This is a genomic window from Rhodococcus sp. PvP016, from assembly GCF_017832185.1.
In the GTDB taxonomy this organism is placed as follows: domain Bacteria; phylum Actinomycetota; class Actinomycetes; order Mycobacteriales; family Mycobacteriaceae; genus Rhodococcoides.
In genome coordinates this window covers 2,984,305-3,002,937 of record NZ_JAFIBH010000001.1, presented here as the reverse complement: position 1 = coordinate 3,002,937, position 18,633 = coordinate 2,984,305, and the positions used below count along the sequence as shown (strand labels likewise).

Genomic DNA, 18,633 nt, shown 5'->3' with positions numbered 1-18,633 from the left:
CCTACGAATCCGCGGGACCGTCGACGGTCTGCCGGAGCCGTTCGAGGGTGGCCGCGATGTGGTCACCGTTGACGGTGGCGCGGTCGCGGACACCCGTCGCCAGTCCGCCGACACCCACGAACCACCGGGGCCGCCGGTCCCACATCCGCTCGGTCACCGTGGTCTCACCGCCGTCGCCACCGCTGTCGATGTCGTAGCGCCAGTGCGCGATCGGCAGCGAGAACGGGCCGTAGTGCACGTCGAAGGCAAAGGCCGATCCGGGGTCGGCCACGGTCACGGTGCACGTGGTCGACCACCGGTGCAGACCGTTGCGGTTCCGACCGACGAAGGACGCACCGGGACGGGCGCCGGAGCTCCCCACCCACCGCATCGAGTGCGTCTCGTCCGCCAGATCGGCGAGCCGGTCGAGATCGGTCAGGATGGCGTACACGTTCTCGGCAGCGGCGCGGACCGTCACGGATCCGGACGCGAGCGGAGCGGTCGAGTCAGGCGTCACCGGTGCACCGTAGCGATTCGACCGCCTCGAAACGGGCGATCGACGGTGGTGTCGCCTGAAGTCAAGAACGACGGCCCATCGTCCGCGATGATCGAGACGTTGGTACCGCCGAGCTCAGGAGTTCTCATGTCGTCCTTGCCCCCCTTCCGCTTTCCCGGCGCCACCGCGCTCGTCACCGGCGCCGCCAGTGGCATGGGTGAGCAGATGGCCCACGAACTCGCGCGACGGGGCACCGATCTGATCCTGCTCGACCGGGACGCCGATCGGCTCGCCGACGTCGCACGCGCCATCGAGTCCGCCTCACCGGCACGCAGTGTCGACGCGGTCGTCGCGGACCTCTCCGACCTCGACGCGCTCGGCGTGGTCATCGACGGTGTGATCGAGCGGCACGAGCGCATCGACCTGCTGATCAACAACGCCGGTATCGCGTTCGGCGGCTCGTTCGAGCAACTCACCGCCAAGGACTTCGACTCGGTGATGACCATCAACTTCCATGCGCCGGTGGACATCACCCGTCGCCTGCTGCCGACCATGCGTCGATCCACGGGCGCGCACATCGTCAATGTGTCGAGCTTGTTCGGCATCGTGGCGCCTCCGGGGCAGTCCGCCTACTCGTCGTCGAAGTTCGCCATCCGCGGGTTCACCGAGTGCCTGCGCCACGAATTGGCGCCGACCATCGGCGTGACGTCGGTGCACCCCGGCGGCATCAAGACCCGCATCGCCGAGACCGCCGGTTCGGCCGCGGGCGCGACGGACAAGGAGATCGCGGACGGCAAGGCCACCTTCGCCAAACTGCTCACCTATCCCGCGGACAAGGCGGCACTCCACATCCTCGACGGGGTCGAGAAGCGCAAGGGCCGGGTCCTCATCGCAGCGAGTGCCCACACCGTCGACATCCTCGCCCGCGTGTTCCCCTCCGCCTACTACGCCGTGATGCGCCGCGGCATGTGACGGACGCGCTGCCGCTCTCAGGACAGATCGAGAGCGGCAGCGAGGTCGGTCTCCACCCGGTCCCTCGTCACGCCCAGACCACTGAGCAACCCCGTCCCGTTCTCGAACTCCAGCAGCGCGAGGAGCACGTGTTCGGTGCCGACGTAGTCGTGGCCGAGGCGTAGCGCCTCGCGGAACGTCAGTTCCAGAATCTTCGCCGTCGCAGCGTCGAACGGAACGAGTGCCGGCGGGTCACCGTGCTCCCCCGCCGACGAACCTCGTGCCGCGACGGCGGCGCGTACGTCGTCGGGCGTCACCGACTGCGTCGCGAGCAGACGGGTGCCGAACGAGTCGGGGTCGTGCACCAGTCCGATCACCAGATGGTCGGGAGTGATCGACGATGCTCGTTGCGCTCGGGCCTCGGTCTGCGCCGCCACCACGATGTTCTTCGCACGCTCGGTGAAACGAGCGAAACCCTGGCTCGCGTTCAACGCCTCGTCGGCGTGCGGCCTGGCCACGAACTTCTTCTGCACGGCCTGTTTGCTCACTCCCATACTGCGGCCGATGTCGGTCCAGGACGCCCCGGACCGACGAGCCTGGTCGACGAAGTGTCCGACGAGATGGTCGGCCACGTCGCCGAGTCGCTCGGCGGCGACGACGGCTCGCGAGAGCTGGATCAGGGGGTCGGTATCGGTGCGAGAGACGGCGACGATCAGATCGTCGAGGCGCACGCCGGGCGCGGGGTCGGTATCGGTCATGCGTCAACCGTAGGGTGACGACCGCCCACCGTCAACCCCAAGTTGACGATGGGTGGTCTTCTGCGTTGCGCGTCAGGCGACTCCGGCGGCGCGTCGCACCGACCGACGCGGCGTGCCCGAAAGGGTCTTGCCGAGGTCGCCCCGCAGCGTGGTGATGGAGTCGAGGATGTAGTTCTGACGCACCAGCCACGGGCCGTGATCGCCCTGCCGGGGAAAGGCGTCGATCGAGCGCTGGACGTAGCCGGACTGCAGGTCCAGCAGCGGACGCTCCTCGAGCGGTCCGTCGGGCTGCGGGACGATGGACGCGAAGTCCTTGTCGTCCATGTAGCCGAGCACGCGGCACACGAGACGCGACGTCAGATCGGCGCGCAGAGTCCACGACGCGTTGGTGTAGCCGATGCAGATGGCGAAGTTGGGGACACCCGTCATCATGGCGCCCTGCCACACGAACTGCTTCGACAGCTCGACGGTCACGCCGTCCACCTTGGGCTCGATGCCGCCGAAGGCGAGCAACTGCAGCCCCGTCGCGGTGACGATGACGTCGGCGGGCAACGAGGCGCCCGATTGCAGGTCGATGCCGTCGGGGCGCACGGAGGCGATGCGGTCGGTGACGACCGACGCCTTCCCCTTCTTCATCGCCTTGAACAGATCGGCATCGGGGACGGCGCACAGTCGCTGATCCCAGGGGTTGTACTCGGGCGTGAAGTGCTCGGCCACCAGCTTCTCGTCGCCCAGGATCTTGGTCGAGAGATTGGTGAGGAGCCGCCGTGCCGCCTGCGGACGACGCCGACAGAACTGGTAGAAACCGGTGCTGAACAGAATGTTCTTGACGCGGATCACGCTGTGCGCCAAACCTGCCGGGAGAAGATCACGGATCTTGTCCGCCTGCTTGTCCCGTCCGGGGACCGCGCTGATCCAGGTGGGTGAACGCTGCAGCATCGTGACGTGACCGGCGTCGCGCGCCATCGACGGCACGAGAGTCACCGCGGTGGCGCCACTGCCGATCACGACGACGTTCTTGCCGGCGTAGTCCAGATCGTCGGGCCAGAACTGGGGATGCACCACGGTGCCCTCGAACGTGTCGAGTCCCGGGATGTCGGGGTTGTAGCCCTTGGCGTAGTCGTAGTAGCCCGAGCAGCAGTACAGGAAGCCGCAGGTGATCTGCTGCTGCGAGGTGCCCGACTCGTCGGTCACGTCGAGAGTCAGGGTCCAGCGAGCCTCCGCGGTGGAGAAATCTGCGCCGACGACGCGGGTCCCGTACCGGATGTGCTCGTCGATCCCGAACTCCGAAGCGGTCTCCTTGATGTACGACAGAATCGAGTGCCCGTCGGCGATGGACTTCGCCTCGCGCCACGGCTTGAACTGGTATCCGAGCGTGTACATGTCGGAGTCCGAGCGCACACCCGGGTAGCGGAACAGATCCCAGGTGCCGCCCATCGAGGACCGCGCCTCGAGGATGGCCCACGACTTGCCGGGGTGCTCCGTCGACAGGCGGTAGCCCGCACCGACGCCGGAGAGCCCGGCGCCGACGACGATCACGTCGAGATGCTCGAGGGTGGTGTCGGTCGGGGACGAGTCGAGTCGATCGGTGGTGGACGTCATGACTCCAGTGTCCTCGCGCCGCCATCCGATGGCTTGACTTCACACGACAACTAGTTGACTTCAGACGACAGCTGACCCAGGGTGAGCGCTGTGCCCGCCATCCGCTCCGCCGGTCTCCGCGGCTTCCGCGCGACCGTGGCCGAACTGGGCGGGGACGCCGAGGCGTACGCCGTCGCGGCGGGGCTGCCCGTGGACGCGCTCGACGCCGACGATCTCCTCGTCGAGGACGTCGCCATGGCCGCGGTTCTCGAGATCGCCGCGGCGGAGCTGGCGTGCCCCGATCTGGGGTTGCGGATCGCACGGCGCCAGGATCTCGGCATGCTCGGGCCGCTCGCACTCGCGATCCAGAACTCCTCGACCGTGGGCGAGGCACTCGAGTGCACCGAGCACTACCTGTTCATCCACGCCCAGTCACTCAGCCTGCGGGCCGAACCGGACCCGTACGGGACGCCGGGAATCGTCGCGCTGCGGTACGGAACGAAGCCCGGGGTCGTCGCGCCGGTCCAGGGCACCGACATGGGCCTCGGGTTCCTCCACCGCGCGACCATCGCACTGGTCGGCGGGTCGTACGGACTCCGCTCGGTCGAGCTCCCCTACGTGCCGGCGGCTCCGGTGTCGGTCTACGAGAACTTCTTCGGCGTCGCGGTCAGCGTCGGCCGTCCCGCCGCCGTCCTCCGGGTTCCTGCCACACTCCAGAACCGACCGCTGCACGGCGGGGATTCGAACCTCAAACGGCTGGCCCTGGCCTTCCTCGCTCGGCAGGGCGCCGGACCCACCACCGAGGTGGCGCCGCGAGTGCGCACCATCCTGCAGCAGTCCCTCGGCACCACCCCACCGCACATCGACGGTGCCGCACATCTGCTGAACCTGCACCCGCGGACGTTGCAACGCCGATTGGCCGGGGAGGGAACGTCGTTCGCGGCGATCGTCGACGAGGTGCGCCGCACGGAGGCCCATCGGTACCTCACGACGACGTCGCTGCCGATGAGTCAGATCGCGGCCGCGGTGGGACTGTCCGAGCAGTCCGCCTTCACTCGTGCGTGCCGACGGTGGTGGAACGCGACGCCCACCACCGTCCGCCGCGGCGCGCTCTGACCCGACTCAACTGAAGTCGGTCGACGCCAGATCCTTCTCGTCGTCCGCGATGGCCTTGACGATCCGGTCCGCGACAGCGTCCGGATCGAGACCGTCGGGCATGGTGGGCGCCGTGCCCGCGATCGCGCGCCCGGCCAGACCGGTCTCGGTGTGCGGCGGACGAACGTCCACGACGCGCACTTTCCGCCGACGCGCTTCCGGTCGAGCCGCCTCGACGAACGCGCTGATGCCGGCCTTCGCCGCGCAGTACGCCGCCATCCCGCCGACGGGCTTCTCCGCGATCACCCCACTGATGCTGACGACGACGCCCCCGGCCGCCACCTCGGTGAGCGCCGATCGCACCAGCCGCAGTGGCGCCAGCAGATCCACCAGCAGCAGGTCGTCGACGGTGTCGTCGTCCACCTCGGCCGCGGGTCCGAACGCCACCACGCCCGAGGCGATGACGACGCCGTCGAGCGTCCCGGTGTGGCTCTTGGCCGCCGCGATCAGGTCGGCCGGGGCCGCGGGGTGGGTCAGGTCCGACGCCACGAGGTGCGCGCTGCCCAGGTCGACACCGGCCAGCGTCTGTTCCGAACGGCCGGACGCGGTGACGGTGGCGCCGGCGTCGAGCAGGCGGCGAGTGATGCGCGATCCGAGAGCGCCGGACGCGCCGGTCACCAGGAAGTGCTTGCCCGCGAGGTCCATGTCAGTTCTCCAATCCTGCGAGTGTGTCGACCACGGATGCGGTGGCGGACCGGGTCCAGGTCACCGGGTCCTGTCCCTGGGGGCTCACGCACACGGTGTCGACTCCGAGCGCGGCGAACCCTTCCATCTCCCGGATGAAGCCGGACTCGTCGGCCACCGGGTCGAGCGAGGTGATGATGGTCTTCTCGATCTCCGCGTAGTCGCGGTTCTCGCGCTCGCAGTGACCGCGCAGCACGTCGAGCTTGTGCGCCACCGTCTCCTGGTCGGGCGCGAAGAGGTTGCACAGGGAGGCGTACCGCGCGACGAACGCGAGTGTCTTCTTCTCCCCCGACCCGCCGACCATGATGGGCGGGCCCGGACTCTGCAGCGGTCGCGGCTCACAGAGCGTCTCGGCCAGCGAGTAGTGCGTGCCCTCGAACGGTCCGTCGTCGTCGCTCCACATCTGCGTGCAGATGCGCAACGCCTCCTCCAAGCGCTCGAAGCGCTCGGCCATCGCCGGGAACGGCACGCCGAGGCCACGGTGCTCGCGCTCGTACCAGGCCGCGCCGATGCCGAGCATCGCCCGACCGCCGGAGAGTACGTCCAGGGTCGTCACCGTCTTCGCCAGGAGCCCCGGATGCCGATAGGTCACGCCCGTGACCAGCAGGCCCAGGCGAATGCTCTCGGTCCGGCCCGCGAGAAAGCCCAGCGAGGTGTAGCCCTCGAGCATGGGGTCCTGCGCGGTCGCCAGGTTCTCCATCTGGAACCAGTGGTCCATGAGCGTGAACAGCGTGCACCCGCCGTCCTCCGCAGCGCGTGCGGAGTCGGAGAGCAGTCCCGCCGTGGCCGCGGGGCCACCCGGAAGGGTGAAGTAGGGATAGTGGACTGCCAACTGCACGATGGTTCTCCTCGATGGTCGGATCAGCACTCCGCCGACGCGGGGCGCTCCCGGGGAACATTCGGAACACCGGGCACCGTTGGTGCTGACATGACTGGTCCGAGAACGACACGCACCGTGGTGGCCACGGCCTTCGGCGGCCCCGACGTCCTGGCGATCCACGACGAGGTGGTCGACGAACCCGGTGCCGGCCAGGTCGTCGTGGAGGTCCGCGCCGCGGGCGTCGATCCGTTCGACCACAAGCTCTACAGCGGCGCCTTCGGGACGGACGAAGGCACACTCCCGCTGCACCTCGGCAGCGAGGCATCGGGCGTGGTGTCCGCGGTGGGGCCCGACGCCGTCGGGCCGGCAGGTCCCGTGCGGGTCGGCGACGAGGTGATCGTCCTGGCAGACGGTGCGTACGCCGATCGCCTGCTCGTCGATGCCGACGCGGTGCTGCCGAAACCGCGAGCGCTCGGTTAGGAGGAAGCCGCCGGGTACTCCCTCACCGCGGCCACCGCGTACGACATGGCGGAACTGGCGAGCATCGGCGAGGGTGACTGCGTCCTGGTCCACGGAGCGTCCGGCGCCGTCGGCTCGCAGGTGGTCCAGCTCGCCCTGCACCGCGGAGCACAGGTGATCGGCACCGCGAATCCCCGCAACCTCGAGGCGGTGCGCGCCCTCGGCGCCGTCGCGGTCGCGTACGGCGACGGCCTGCTCGACCGGGTACGCACCGCGGCGCCCGACGGGGTGGATGCCGCGCTGGACACGGCCGGCACCGACGAGGCAATCGACGTGTCCCTGGCGGTGGTGCAGGACCGGACGCGCATCGTGACCATCACTGCCTTCGGTCGGGCAGCCGACGAGGGTTTCCGGTCCGCGGGCGGCGGGAACAACGAGAGCGCCGCACGGCGCAAGGAGGCGCGTATGCCTCTGCTCGAGCTGGCCGGATCGGTGATCACCGTGACGCTGGCCGGGACGTTTCCCCTCGCGGAGGCGGCCACCGCCCACCGCGAACTGCAGACACACCACCCGCGCGGCAAGTACGTCCTCGTCCCCTGACGACGGCCTCGCGGAGACGCGCGGGGGTGGGGAGACTACCGTTGAGCTCAGAACGCATAGACATCTAGGAGCGGATACATGAGCGTCGAGACGAACGAGAAGAAGCGCCACCGCGTCGTCGTCATCGGTTCCGGCTTTGGTGGCCTCTTCGGCACACAGGCCCTCAAGCGAGCCGATGTGGACGTCACGCTCATCGCGCGTACCACCCACCACCTGTTCCAGCCACTGCTCTACCAGGTGGCCACGGGCATCCTCTCGGTCGGCGAGATCGCCCCCGCGACCCGCGTCATCCTGCGCAAGCAGAAGAACGCCGAGGTGCTGATGGGTGACGTCGAGACCATCGACCTGACGAACAAGACCGTCACCTCGCGGCTGCTCGAGCGCGAGACCGTCACGCCGTTCGACAGCCTCATCGTGGCCGCGGGCGCGCAGCAGTCCTACTTCGGCAACGATCACTTCGCCGAGTTCGCACCCGGCATGAAGACGATCGACGACGCCCTGGAACTGCGCGGACGCATCCTCGGCGCGTTCGAGCAGGCCGAGCTGTCCACCGATCCGGCCGAGCGTGAGCGCCTGATGACGTTCGTCGTGGTCGGCGCCGGACCCACCGGCGTCGAGCTCGCGGGCCAGATCTCCGAGCTCGCGACGCGCACGCTCGACGGAGCCTTCCGCAACATCGACGCCAAGGACGCGAAGGTGGTGCTGCTCGACGCCGCGCCCGCCGTGCTCCCCCCGATGGGCAAGAAGCTCGGCGAGAAGGCCGCGAAGCGCCTCACCAAGCTCGGCGTCGACATCCAGCTCAACGCGATGGTCACCGGCGTCGACAACGACGGTCTCACCGTCAAGGACAAGGACGGCACCGAACGCCGCATCGAGGCGCAGTGCAAGGTCTGGTCCGCCGGCGTGCAGGCCAGCCCGCTGGGCAAGCAGCTCGCCGACCAGTCCGACGGCACCGAGGTCGACCGCGCGGGCCGCGTCGTGGTGGAACCGGATCTGACCATCAAGGGACACCCCAACGTGTTCGTGGTCGGCGACATGATGTCCGTCAAGGACGTCCCGGGGATGGCACAGGGCGCGATCCAGGGCGCCAAGTACGCGGTGAAGCAGATCAAGGCGTCACTCGACGGACAGAACCCGACCGAGCGCAAGCCGTTCTCGTACTTCGACAAGGGATCGATGGCCACCGTGTCGCGATTCAGCGCCGTGTGCAAGGTCGGCAAGCTGGAGTTCGGCGGATTCATCGCCTGGGTCGCATGGCTCGGACTCCACCTCTTTTACCAGGTGGGATACCGCAACCGTCTGACGACGGTGATCTCCTGGTTCGTCACCTTCCTGGGCAAGGGTCGGGCGCAGATGGCGTCCACCGAACAGCAGGTGTTCGCGCGCCTCGCGATCGAGCAACTCCACACGCTCGAGCAGGAGAACCGCGTCGACGGAGTGGCAATCCCCACCCGCACGGTCGAGGCGACCTCGAAAGCGGCGGACCGCGAGTCCGGTGCCACGGCCGACGCAGCGGAACAGAGCAAGCAGCTCGACAGCACGGAGAAGCGGGCCGCCTCCGGTGCCTCACCCACGCCGGCGGAGCGTCAGGGCGAGGAACCGTCCGCGAACGACGGAGCGGCGGAGACTGCGGAGGCCAAGCGCGCGGGCTGATCTCCCCGCGCCGAGAGCGCAGCGACCGACCGGGTGACCGGGAGCCGATGGCCGAGCCAGGTGGACAACGTTCCGCCGCCGGCCATCGGCATCGTCGTCTCCAGACCCGTCACGGTGTCCCCGGAGGGGCTCTCCGCCAGACACTCCGGCCAGGTCAACGTACTGATCGACGCGGTCGGCGCGAACAGCGCGTCGTGCCCTGCGGCGCCCCTACCCAGGTCGAGTCGGTGGCGGAGCACCGGACCGGCCACGCCGTCCACCCGGAAGACGCCCGACCATCGACCGTCCACTTCGCCGCTGCGGCCGATCTGGATCCGTTCGCGCACGGCGGCGCGTACCCGGTCGCCGAGATGCAGCGACAGCGACGATCGATGGTCCGCCGATCCGGCGACGATGGTGGGCTCCGGGTCCACGATCACCTCGGCACCGTCCTCGACCTCCACGGTCCACGACGCGTGCGACACGTCGGTCGAGCGCCCGGGCAACGCCACCGAGGCGGCGACACTGCACACGTGCAGCCGCGCCCCCGCCTCGACCACGATTCGGACGTCGATGGTGTCCCCACCCAGCGGGGTCGCGGCCGAGCCGACGAGGTGGACGCGGTCGACTCCGGTCCGGCGTACGGCGAGCCCACCCACCGCCTCGATGCGCGGTGACCTGCTCCGCGACGCGACGACGAGCACCGTCGAGCGCAGGGCGCCGGGCGTCGTCACGTCAGGCGGCGACGGCAGCGAGCTGCTCTCGCACCCAGGTGAGCACCAACGTCGCGGCAGGATCCTCCGTGAGCGAGATCAGAGCGGTGGGACGACCCTCGCGCACCCGCACCGCGTCGTTCTCCATGACCGTGAGGTCGGCACCCACCATGGGCGCGAGATCTGTCTTGTTGATCACGAGCAGATCCGAGAACGTCACGCCGGGACCGCCCTTGCGCGGCACCTTGTCGCCGCCGGCGACGTCCACGACGAAGATCTGCACATCGATGAGCCCGGACGAGAAGGTCGCGGTGAGGTTGTCGCCGCCCGACTCGACGAGGATCAGATCGAGCGGCGGATTGGCCTCGACCAGATCGTCGATGGCGTCGAGATTCGCCGTGATGTCGTCGCGGATCGCCGTGTGCGGGCAGCCGCCGGTCTGTACGGCCGTGATGCGCTCGTCCGGCAGAACTGCGTGACGGCGCAGGAAGTCGGCGTCCTCCGTCGTGTAGATGTCGTTGGTCAGCACGGCCAGCGACAGTTCTTCGCGCAGCTGGCGACACAACGCCGCCACCAGTGCGGTCTTGCCCGATCCGACGGGACCGCCGATCCCCACGCGCAGCGCCTCTCCGGGGGTACGGACGCGCTTGGGCCGGTCCAGGGCGTGGGAGTGGGGCTCGCCGTCGATGAGATGCGGAGGCATGGGTGTTCTCTCTTTCTGTGGGGTGATCAGGAGACGAAGAGGGGGCGTTCACGTCGGACGTGACGTTCGCCCAGGTGGTCCAGCAGCGGATCCGACTCGTCGGACAGAGCCGGGAGCGTGCGGGCGACGGAAGCCGCGATCCGGTCGCACTCGGCCGCGAGCGCCACGGTGCACCCCGCCACAGCGCCCGGGTCCAGCGCGAGAAGTCGCTGGGCCGCGATGGCGGCGCCCGTCATGGCCGTGTAGATCTGCACGGACGCCGTCTCGTACGGTCCCGCACCGGTGACGGCGCCGACGACTCCCGCCACGACGGGCAGGTGCGGGCGGCGTCCGACCGCCGTCCAGTCGTGGTCCGGCCACACCGTCTCGGCGAGGCGACGCAGACCCCTCCCCTGGGCGCGGGACGCGGCGCGAGCCGCCGGCGACGGCGTGCGGGCGTCGGTCTCGCGATCGGCGGCATCAGCGGGCAGCACACCGGCGGCGACGGCGGCAGCGATCGACGCCGCCACGGCGCCACTGATGCGCATGCGCCGCAGCAGATACGCCTCGAGAGTCGGCAGGTCCCGGACGAGTCCCTCGGCGATCGCCTCCTCGACTCCCCCCGAGTGCACGTGCCCACCGATCGGGAGCCGGGAGTCGGCGAGGGTGAGCAACGTCGCGAGGCCGACACCGGAATGCGGAACCGTCATCAGAACAGGAAGTACCGCTGCGCCATCGGCAACTCCGTCGCCGGCTGCTCGGTCCAGACGTCGCCGTCGATGCGGACGGTGAAGGTGTCCGGATCCACCTCGATGCGGGGAACCGCGTCGTTGTTCACCATCTGCGCCTTCCCGATGCCGCGGACGTTCCCGACGGGAACGAGTCGACGCGCGACGTCGAGGCGATCGGCCAGCCCGTCGTCGAGCGCCTGGGGCGCGACGAAGTGCACGGACGTTGCGGCCGCCGCTCTGGGTGCCGCACCGAACATCGGTCGCGGCAGTTCCGGCTGCGGTGTCGGAATCGAGGCGTTGGCGTCGCCCATGGTGGCCCACGCGATCATGCCGCCCTTGATCACCAGATGCGGTCGGACACCGAAGAAGGCCGGCTCCCACAGCACGAGGTCGGCCAACTTACCGGGCTCGACGGATCCGACCTCGCCGTCGAGTCCGTGCGCCACGGCCGGGCAGATCGTGTATTTCGCGACGTACCGCATCGCGCGGTTGTTGTCGGCACGGTAGTCACCGGCGAGGAATCCACGACGCTTCTTCATCACGTGGGCCGTCTGCCACGTGCGCATGACCACCTCGCCGATGCGTCCCATGGCCTGCGAGTCGCTGCCGATCATCGAGATGGCACCCATGTCGTGCAACAGATCCTCGGCCGCGATGGTCGAGGGGCGGATGCGGCTCTCGGCGAAGGCGAGGTCCTCGGGAATGGACGGGCTCAGGTGGTGACAGACCATGAGCATGTCCAGATGCTCGTCGAGGGTGTTGACCGTGTGCGGCCGAGTCGGGTTGGTCGAACTCGGGAGCACGTGGGGCTGCGAGGCGACCGTGATGATGTCCGGCGCGTGCCCGCCGCCCGCACCCTCCGTGTGGTACGAGTGGATGCCGCGACCGGCGATCGCGCCGAGGGTGTCCTCGACGAAGCCCGCCTCGTTGAGCGTGTCCGAGTGGAGCGCCGCCTGCACCCCGGCCTCGTCGCAGACCCGCAGGCACGCGTCGATGGCGGCCGGGGTCGAGCCCCAGTCCTCGTGCAGCTTGAATCCTGATGCGCCGGAACGTAACTGCTCCCACATCGCGTCGGGTGAGACGGTGTTGCCCTTGCCCAGCAGCGCCACGTTCAGCGGCCACCCGTCCATGGCCTCGAGCATCCGCGCCAGATGCCAGGCACCCGGGGTCACGGTCGTCGCCTTCGTGCCCTCGGCCGGGCCGGTGCCACCGGCGATGATGGTGGTGATGCCCCCGCCGAGCGCCTCCTCCATGAGCTGGGGGGCGATGAGGTGCACGTGGCAGTCGATGGCGCCGGCGGTCAGGATCTTGCCGTTGCCGGCGATGATCTCGGTGGACGGCCCGATGACGAGACCGGGATGCACTCCCGGCATGGTGTCCGGGTTCCCGGCCTTGCCGAGCGCGACGATCCGGCCGTCACGCAGCCCGACGTCGGCCTTGATCACGCCCCAGTGATCGAGCACCACCACACCGGTGATGACGGTGTCGGGCGCACCGTCGGCCCGCGTGGCCCGTGACTGTCCCATCGACTCGCGGATCACCTTGCCGCCGCCGAACACGGCCTCGTCGCCGGCGAGACCCGGTCCACCGCTGCGGTCCTCGGTGATCTCGATCAGCAGGTCCGTGTCGGCGAGACGGATCCGGTCACCCGTCGTGGGTCCGTACAGCTCCGCGTAGCGCGAACGATCGAGGTACGCCATCAGTGACCGTCCCGAGGTGTCGTGTCGTCCAGTGCGCCGGGCGGGGTGAGGGAGATGCCGTGGACCTCGCGGAGACCGCCGATGTCGACGAGCACGACCTCCTGTGCGATACCCGGTTCGAACCGCACCGCAGTGCCCGCCGGGATGTCGAGGCGCTTCCCGTGCGCGGCGACGCGATCGAACGTCAGCGCGGCGTTGGCCTGCGGCAGATGGACATGACTGCCCACCTGCACCGGCCGATCACCGTCGTTCACGACGTCGAGGGTGACCGACGCACGACCGGCGTTGAGCTCGATCGATCCGTCCTCGGTGAGGATCTCTCCGGGAATCACGCGCACTCCTTCACGAGATCGGGTCATGAACGGTGATGAGCTTGGTGCCGTCCGGGAAGGTGGCCTCCACCTGCACCTCGTGCAGCATCTCCGGGATGCCGTCCATCACGTCGGCGCGGGTCAGCACCTCACGGCCCGACGACATCAGTTCCGCCACGGACCGCCCGTCGCGGGCGCCCTCGAGCAGGTGGTCGGTGATCAGCGCGATCGCCTCCGGATGGTTCAACCGGAGTCCGCGCTGCTGCCGGCGACGCGCCAGTTCCGCGGCGTAGCTGAGCAGCAACCTCTCCTGCTCGTGCGGAGACAATCTCATGGGGGGCACTTCCCTTCGCGGCGAACGACGGCGACAGGCAATGCTGGCACGACCTCGGCCGTCGCGCTCGTCGGACGCGCGTCAGGACGCGCCGATCCGCCCCGTGTCCTCGATGTTCTGCAGTCGCACCTGGCCGCGGGCGATGAGACGGTTCGCGGCATCGGTGATCGTGACGGTCCAGATCTGCTGGGTGCGCCCTCGGTGCACGGGCAGTGCCTCGGCGGCGAGCACGCCCTCGCGGGCCGCGCGGATGAAGTCGGTGGTGTTGTTGACCCCGACGACGTGGCCGCGGTCCCCCAACCACAGGGCGCCCGCCGTGCTCGCCAGCGACTCGACGACGGCGCAGTGCACGCCGCCGTGCACGATTCCGAACGGCTGCAGGAGTTCCGGGCGCACGGTCCACTCCGCGGTGACCCGATCAGGTCCCAGTTCGCGGAACTGCAGACCCAGCACCTTCCCGAAACCGCTGTCCAGCTGCTCTCGAAGTTCGTCCGACACCGACGGTGACACATCGCTCATGGCGTTCAGTGAATCACGTGGACGGAGACGAAGCGGCGGGCCTCGCAGTGTGTCGCGAGGCCCGCCGGGGCACGGACGCCGACGTCGCTGCAGCCCTCAGGACGTCGGCACGATCCGAAGTTCGTGTGGCTCAGACTATACAGGATAGCCTTGCCTAAATCACGCAGGTCGTCGCAACCGAACGCGCCACCCCGCGTCGACGAACGCGTCGAGGAGCATCTGCCCCCTGCGCCAGCCACCGTCACGAGACACGCCACCCAGCAACGGAACTCGCGCCGAGGCGCCGAGCACCGACTCGCCCACGATGCGGCTCATCTGCGTGGCGTCCAGAGGACCGAGCGCGGACAACCCCGCCGCGGCGACCTCGAGCGATCGAGCAGCGCGATGCGCGGTCCAGGCGGCGAGCGCCTCGTCGCACGGCATGACCACCGTTCCCGCAGTCGCGCCCGAGCCGGACACCGAGCGCAGCGCCGTGTCTCGCACACCCGCCCAGTCGATGCCCACGTCGCTGTCGAGATGGATCCAGAGATTCTCGGGGCCGGGATCCCACACCCGTCCGCAGCCGATGAACGCCGCGGCCGACCGTCCCACGACCGCGTGCACGAGAGCGGCCGCCACCTGGTCCACCGCTCGGCGCGGATCCGGATGGTCGAGCGACGACCGGCGCAGCAGAGCCTCGAAGCGGCCCGTCTCGAGCCCGGTGGCGAACGACCACCAACGGCGCTTGCTCTGTTCGGCCATGTCCGCGACGGCGTACACGCGCGGGGCCTCCGGGTCGAGGTGTCGCAGAGCGGTCATGGTGTGCCGGAAGGCGGTGGACACCGCGGCGCGACGATCGTGCGGTGAGACGACGGTGTCGACAGTGACTGTCATCGGATGGAACTCCTCGTCTACAGGTGCCCGGACGGTGACACGCACCGACCGATCGAGGCGACCGGTCGAGCCATAAGGTAAGCCTAACCAATACACCGAAGACAACCGGGTGTGGTTCGCATCACCGCGAGACCGCGCCGCCACACGACTGCTTAGGCTTGCGTAACCTTCCATGAGAGACACCACCACACCGATCGAGGAGGACCGCGTGACCGACACCGCGTCCGGACCTCTCGCATCTCACCCCTCCCCGAACGACCTCCCCGAGCCCGGCGCCACGGTCCGTCCCGATCGCGACTACTCGATCGCCGACGAAGACCGGCGGGCGCCCGGCCGCGTGACCGTCGCGGCAGCCGCTGCGGTCGACGTCGGTGTCGTCCTGCTTCCCCTCGTGCTCGGCCTCGTCGTCGTCCGATCACTCGCCGACGACAACGGCGGCGGCCAGGTCGACCGCGCGGTCTTCGGCGTCATCGCCGTGCTCGCGGCGGCGGGTGCGCTCGTATGGAACCGGGGTTTCCGGGACGGTCGCGCCGGACAGAGCGTCGGCAAGTCCCTGTTCGCCCTGGTACTGAGAGACGCCGAGACCGGTGACGCCGTGGGCGTCCGACCTGCTCTGGCGCTGCGTCGCAGGCCCGGTGTCGAGACGGTCCGGCTCACCGTCGCGGTCGCCGAGGACTTCGAACCGGTCGCTCCGGACACCTCCTCGGCAGCGACCCGTCGTCGGCGCACCTCCGGACTGATCATTCTCGTCGCCGCCATCGTGCTCGTCACGCTCATGAGCGTGGCCGTCGGTGCGCGGCCGCTCACCTTCGCCGAGATCTTCCACGCGCTGTTCTCCGCCACCGGGACCGACACCGACGTGATCGTCCGGTCGCTACGCCTCCCCCGCACGATCCTCGGACTCGTCGTGGGCATCGCACTCGGCGTCGCCGGCGCCCTGATCCAGGGCCACACCCGCAATCCGCTCGCCGATGCCGGGTTACTCGGCCTCAACGCCGGTGCCGCCTTCTTCGTCGTCATGGCGATCTACCTCTTCGGTATCACCTCTCCCGGTGGCTACCTGTGGTTCGCCTTCGCCGGCGCCGCCGCGGCCAGCATCGTCGTGTTCGGTACCGCGTCTCTGGGCGGGGCGCGGGCGAACCCGCTGTCCCTGGCCCTGGCGGGAGCCGCGATCGCGTTCTTCCTGCAGGCCATGACCAACGCGGTGGTGCTGCTCGATCAGACCACCCTCGACAGCTACCGGTTCTGGGTCGTCGGTTCCGTCGCCGGACGCGGACCGGACATCTTCTGGACGGTGCTCCCGTTCATCGTCATCGGGTTGATCATCGCCGTCGCGGGCACGCCCGCCCTCAACACGATCAGCCTCGGTGACGACGTCGCCCGCTCACTGGGCACCAACATCACCCTCACGCGCGTCGTCGGCATCGTGGCCATCACGCTCCTGACCGGCGCGGCGACCGCTGCGTGTGGGCCCGTGGCCTTCGTCGGGTTGGTGGTGCCCCACATCGCGCGTGCCATCACCGGACCGGACTATCGCTGGCTGCTCCCCTTCGCCGGCGCGCTGGGCGGTGTCCTGCTCGTACTCGCCGACGTCATCGGTCGCGTCGTCGTGCGGCCCGGTGAACTGCAGGTCGGCATCGTGCTCGCGCTGATCGGCGCGCCGTTCTTCATCGCCCTGGTACGCCGTCGGACGTTGGTGTCGCTGTGACCGCGCACCCGACCGTCCGTTCCGCGGCTCCGCCGTCGGTGGCGGGTCGCCCGGCCTTCCGCCTGGGCCCGCTGTCCACGGTCCGCCGCCCCGCCCGGGTGCTCGTCGTACTCGCTCTCGCGATCGTGCTGTTCCTCGTGTTCTGTCTGAACGTCGGGCGCGGCGACTACCCGCTGTCGATCCCCGACGTCGTGAACGTGCTGGTGGGCGGCGGCTCGCGGATCGAGCGTTTCGTCGTCATGGACCTCCGCCTGCCGCGTGCCCTCACGGGCGCGCTCGTCGGCGCCGCGCTCGCCGTCTCCGGCGCGTTGATGCAGTCGATCACCCGCAACTCGCTCGCGAGCCCGGACATCCTCGGCATCACGTCCGGCGCGAGCGTCGCCGCCATCTCGCTGATCGTCCTGAGCGGCACGAGCACGGCCGTGGGCCTGTTCGCCACGCTCGGCGTGACCCTCGCCGCTCTCGTCGGCGGGCTGCTCACCGCGGCGCTGGTGTACCTGCTGTCGTGGCGGGGCGGAGTGCAGGGCATGCGGCTGGTGCTCGTGGGCATCGCGATCAACGCCATGATGGTCGCCCTGATCGGCTGGATGTTGGTCAACGCCGACATCACCGACGTCACCCGCGCCCAGCTGTGGCTCACCGGGACGCTGTCCGGCGCCACGTGGTCGCAGGTCTGGCCCGTCACCGCTGCCGTGGTCCTTCTCGGTGCGGGCTCGGTGATCATGTCGTTCCGACTGTCCGCCATGCGGCTCGGGCCGGACACCGCCCGCTCGCTGGGCGTGGACGTGCAACGGTCCCAGGCCGTCCTGCTGGTCATCTCGGTCGCGATGGCCGCCATCGCCACCAGCGTCGCCGGCCCGATCGGATTCGTGGCCCTCGCCGCGCCGCAGATCGCTCTGCGCCTGACGCGGTGCGCCGAGCCTCCGCTGATCGCCTCGGCCCTCACCGGCGCCGTCACCGTGGTGGGCTCCGACCTGGTGGCGCGCACAATTCTGCCGGTCGAGCTCCCCGTCGGCATCGTCACGTCCGTCCTCGGCGGACCGTTCCTCCTCTATCTGCTGGTCCGAGTCAACCGAAAGGCGACAGTATGAGCGTGCACGCGCATCCGGAGACCACCGGAGCCACACCTCCGCACCGTCTCGCCGCGGAGAACATCTCGGTCGGCTACGGCGACCGCATCATCATCGAGGGGCTCGACCTCGAGATCCACACCGGCGTCGTCACGACGGTCATCGGACCCAACGGCTGCGGCAAGTCGACGCTGCTGCGTGCCCTCGGCCGCCTGCTGTCCCCGCGCCAGGGCCAGGTCACGCTGGACGGGAAGGCGATCGGCCACATGAAGACCCGCGACGTCGCGCGCACTCTCGGGGTGCTCCCGCAGTCGCCGATCGCCCCGGAGGGGCTCACCGTGGCGGACCTGGTGGCACGAGGCCGCCATCCCCACCAGTCCTGGATCCGGCAGTGGTCCCGCGACGACGAGTCCGAGGTGGCGCGTGCGCTGAAGCTCACCGGCATCGAGGATCTCGCCGAACGTCCCGTGGACCAGCTCTCGGGAGGACAGCGCCAGCGTGCCTGGATCTCCATGGCACTGGCGCAGGGCACCGACGTCCTGCTCCTCGACGAGCCGACCACCTACCTCGATCTCGCGCACTCCATCGAGGTCCTCGACCTGGTGGACCGGATGCACGACGAGATGGGCCGGACCGTGGTGATGGTGCTGCACGACCTCAACCTGGCCGTCCGCTACAGCGACCGTCTCGTGGTCATGCACGAGGGAGCGATCGTCGCCAGCGGCACACCGTCCGAGGTCATCTCCGAGAAGATGCTCTTCGACGTCTTCGGCCTGTCCGCGGCTGTCATCGACGACCCGGTCTCCGATCGTCCGCTGATCGTGCCCATCGGCACCCGCCACGTCCGGGCGGGCGCCGGCATCCGACCGGCCTGACG

Annotated in this window: 18 protein-coding genes and 2 pseudogenes; 7 read left to right on the top strand and 13 right to left on the bottom strand. The window is 69.5% G+C overall.

The features are described from left to right. Position 1: 1 nt before the first annotated feature. Positions 2–496: an SRPBCC family protein gene (locus tag JOE30_RS14030; protein ID WP_204867352.1), complete on the bottom strand. Its 495-nt coding sequence runs from the start codon at positions 494–496 to the stop codon at positions 2–4. Between the two features lie 126 nt (positions 497–622). Between JOE30_RS14030 and JOE30_RS14025 the strand changes: the two genes are divergently transcribed. After that, entirely contained in the window at positions 623–1,447 is an 825-nt protein-coding gene (locus JOE30_RS14025; RefSeq protein ID WP_204867350.1) for an SDR family oxidoreductase, read from the top strand. A 17-nt stretch (positions 1,448–1,464) separates the two neighbouring features. On the opposite strand, the gene JOE30_RS14020 is transcribed toward JOE30_RS14025, so the two are convergent. Both JOE30_RS14020 and JOE30_RS14015 read right to left on the bottom strand, forming a co-directional pair. Next, the gene (locus tag JOE30_RS14020; protein ID WP_204867349.1) at positions 1,465–2,184 is read right to left on the bottom strand and encodes a Clp protease N-terminal domain-containing protein; all 720 of its coding nucleotides are present in this window, start codon (positions 2,182–2,184) and stop codon (positions 1,465–1,467) included. A 72-nt stretch (positions 2,185–2,256) separates the two neighbouring features. Beyond that, on the bottom strand, positions 2,257–3,786 hold the full coding sequence (locus tag JOE30_RS14015; RefSeq protein ID WP_204867348.1) for an NAD(P)/FAD-dependent oxidoreductase: 1,530 nt from the start codon (positions 3,784–3,786) through the stop codon (positions 2,257–2,259). Positions 3,787–3,876: 90 nt separating this feature from the next. Between JOE30_RS14015 and JOE30_RS14010 the strand changes: the two genes are divergently transcribed. Further along, positions 3,877–4,881: an AraC family transcriptional regulator gene (locus tag JOE30_RS14010; protein WP_204867347.1), complete on the top strand. Its 1,005-nt coding sequence runs from the start codon at positions 3,877–3,879 to the stop codon at positions 4,879–4,881. 6 nt (positions 4,882–4,887) lie between these two features. Here JOE30_RS14010 and JOE30_RS14005 read toward each other — a convergent pair whose 3' ends face one another. Further along, positions 4,888–5,565 carry an SDR family oxidoreductase gene (locus tag JOE30_RS14005; RefSeq protein WP_204867346.1) on the bottom strand — a complete coding sequence of 226 codons (678 nt, stop codon included), beginning with the start codon at positions 5,563–5,565 and terminating at the stop codon, positions 4,888–4,890. 1 nt (position 5,566) lies between these two features. Continuing rightward, complete coding sequence (locus JOE30_RS14000; protein ID WP_204867345.1) at positions 5,567–6,442, bottom strand: LLM class F420-dependent oxidoreductase; 876 nt, start codon at positions 6,440–6,442, stop codon at positions 5,567–5,569. A gap of 90 nt (positions 6,443–6,532) precedes the next feature. On the opposite strand from JOE30_RS14000, the pseudogene JOE30_RS13995 reads away from it, so the two are divergent. Continuing rightward, positions 6,533–7,483, top strand: a pseudogene (locus JOE30_RS13995) (NADP-dependent oxidoreductase). Between the two features lie 78 nt (positions 7,484–7,561). Beyond that, positions 7,562–8,900: pseudogene (locus tag JOE30_RS13990) on the top strand (NAD(P)/FAD-dependent oxidoreductase); the annotation flags it as partial. A 169-nt stretch (positions 8,901–9,069) separates the two neighbouring features. Here the strand turns inward: JOE30_RS13990 and JOE30_RS13985 are convergent. From JOE30_RS13985 to JOE30_RS13950, 8 genes are all read right to left on the bottom strand, one after another. After that, positions 9,070–9,849, bottom strand: a complete 780-nt coding sequence (locus tag JOE30_RS13985; protein ID WP_307806177.1) for an urease accessory protein UreD — start codon at positions 9,847–9,849, stop codon at positions 9,070–9,072. A gap of 1 nt (position 9,850) precedes the next feature. After that, positions 9,851–10,531: an urease accessory protein UreG gene (ureG, locus tag JOE30_RS13980; protein ID WP_204867343.1), complete on the bottom strand. Its 681-nt coding sequence runs from the start codon at positions 10,529–10,531 to the stop codon at positions 9,851–9,853. Positions 10,532–10,557: 26 nt separating this feature from the next. Further along, a complete protein-coding gene (locus JOE30_RS13975; RefSeq protein ID WP_204867341.1) occupies positions 10,558–11,220 on the bottom strand; it encodes an urease accessory protein UreF in 663 nt (220 codons plus the stop codon). After that, positions 11,220–12,941: an urease subunit alpha gene (locus tag JOE30_RS13970; RefSeq protein WP_204867340.1), complete on the bottom strand. Its 1,722-nt coding sequence runs from the start codon at positions 12,939–12,941 to the stop codon at positions 11,220–11,222. Before JOE30_RS13970 ends, JOE30_RS13975 begins: the two co-directional genes overlap by 1 nt. Further along, positions 12,941–13,273, bottom strand: a complete 333-nt coding sequence (locus JOE30_RS13965) for an urease subunit beta (protein ID WP_204867339.1) — start codon at positions 13,271–13,273, stop codon at positions 12,941–12,943. Before JOE30_RS13965 ends, JOE30_RS13970 begins: the two co-directional genes overlap by 1 nt. A gap of 10 nt (positions 13,274–13,283) precedes the next feature. Next, positions 13,284–13,586 (bottom strand): urease subunit gamma, encoded by a 303-nt coding sequence (locus JOE30_RS13960; RefSeq protein ID WP_027505419.1) that lies wholly within the window; start codon positions 13,584–13,586, stop codon positions 13,284–13,286. A gap of 81 nt (positions 13,587–13,667) precedes the next feature. Next, complete coding sequence (locus JOE30_RS13955; protein ID WP_204867333.1) at positions 13,668–14,105, bottom strand: PaaI family thioesterase; 438 nt, start codon at positions 14,103–14,105, stop codon at positions 13,668–13,670. A gap of 159 nt (positions 14,106–14,264) precedes the next feature. Further along, positions 14,265–14,978, bottom strand: coding sequence for a hypothetical protein (locus JOE30_RS13950; protein ID WP_204867331.1), 714 nt, complete (start codon positions 14,976–14,978; stop codon positions 14,265–14,267). Positions 14,979–15,150: 172 nt separating this feature from the next. On the opposite strand from JOE30_RS13950, the gene JOE30_RS13945 reads away from it, so the two are divergent. Genes JOE30_RS13945 through JOE30_RS13935 form a run of 3 tightly spaced genes read left to right on the top strand, consistent with a single transcriptional unit; the run spans position 15,151 to position 18,631 of the window. Then, positions 15,151–16,686: an iron ABC transporter permease gene (locus tag JOE30_RS13945; protein ID WP_204867329.1), complete on the top strand. Its 1,536-nt coding sequence runs from the start codon at positions 15,151–15,153 to the stop codon at positions 16,684–16,686. After that, entirely contained in the window at positions 16,683–17,777 is a 1,095-nt protein-coding gene (locus JOE30_RS13940) for an iron chelate uptake ABC transporter family permease subunit (RefSeq protein WP_307806176.1), read from the top strand. The genes JOE30_RS13945 and JOE30_RS13940 overlap by 4 nt, the downstream gene beginning before the upstream one ends. Continuing rightward, positions 17,774–18,631: an ABC transporter ATP-binding protein gene (locus tag JOE30_RS13935; RefSeq protein WP_204867327.1), complete on the top strand. Its 858-nt coding sequence runs from the start codon at positions 17,774–17,776 to the stop codon at positions 18,629–18,631. Before JOE30_RS13940 ends, JOE30_RS13935 begins: the two co-directional genes overlap by 4 nt. Positions 18,632–18,633: the final 2 nt, after the last annotated feature.

Excerpts from the sequence above, each read along its gene's own strand:
- JOE30_RS14025 (WP_204867350.1), top strand. The coding sequence starts at position 623 with ATGTCGTCCTTGCCCCCCTTCCGCTTTCCCGGCGCCACCGCGCTCGTC.
- JOE30_RS14020 (WP_204867349.1), bottom strand. The coding sequence starts at position 2,184 with ATGACCGATACCGACCCCGCGCCCGGCGTGCGCCTCGACGATCTGATC.
- JOE30_RS14015 (WP_204867348.1), bottom strand. The coding sequence starts at position 3,786 with ATGACGTCCACCACCGATCGACTCGACTCGTCCCCGACCGACACCACC.
- JOE30_RS14005 (WP_204867346.1), bottom strand. The coding sequence starts at position 5,565 with ATGGACCTCGCGGGCAAGCACTTCCTGGTGACCGGCGCGTCCGGCGCT.
- ureG (WP_204867343.1), bottom strand. The coding sequence starts at position 10,531 with ATGCCTCCGCATCTCATCGACGGCGAGCCCCACTCCCACGCCCTGGAC.
- JOE30_RS13975 (WP_204867341.1), bottom strand. The coding sequence starts at position 11,220 with ATGACGGTTCCGCATTCCGGTGTCGGCCTCGCGACGTTGCTCACCCTC.
- JOE30_RS13970 (WP_204867340.1), bottom strand. The coding sequence starts at position 12,941 with ATGGCGTACCTCGATCGTTCGCGCTACGCGGAGCTGTACGGACCCACG.
- JOE30_RS13960 (WP_027505419.1), bottom strand. The coding sequence starts at position 13,586 with ATGAGATTGTCTCCGCACGAGCAGGAGAGGTTGCTGCTCAGCTACGCC.
- JOE30_RS13955 (WP_204867333.1), bottom strand. The coding sequence starts at position 14,105 with ATGAGCGATGTGTCACCGTCGGTGTCGGACGAACTTCGAGAGCAGCTG.
- JOE30_RS13950 (WP_204867331.1), bottom strand. The coding sequence starts at position 14,978 with ATGACAGTCACTGTCGACACCGTCGTCTCACCGCACGATCGTCGCGCC.
- JOE30_RS13945 (WP_204867329.1), top strand. The coding sequence starts at position 15,151 with ATGAGAGACACCACCACACCGATCGAGGAGGACCGCGTGACCGACACC.
- JOE30_RS13935 (WP_204867327.1), top strand. The coding sequence starts at position 17,774 with ATGAGCGTGCACGCGCATCCGGAGACCACCGGAGCCACACCTCCGCAC.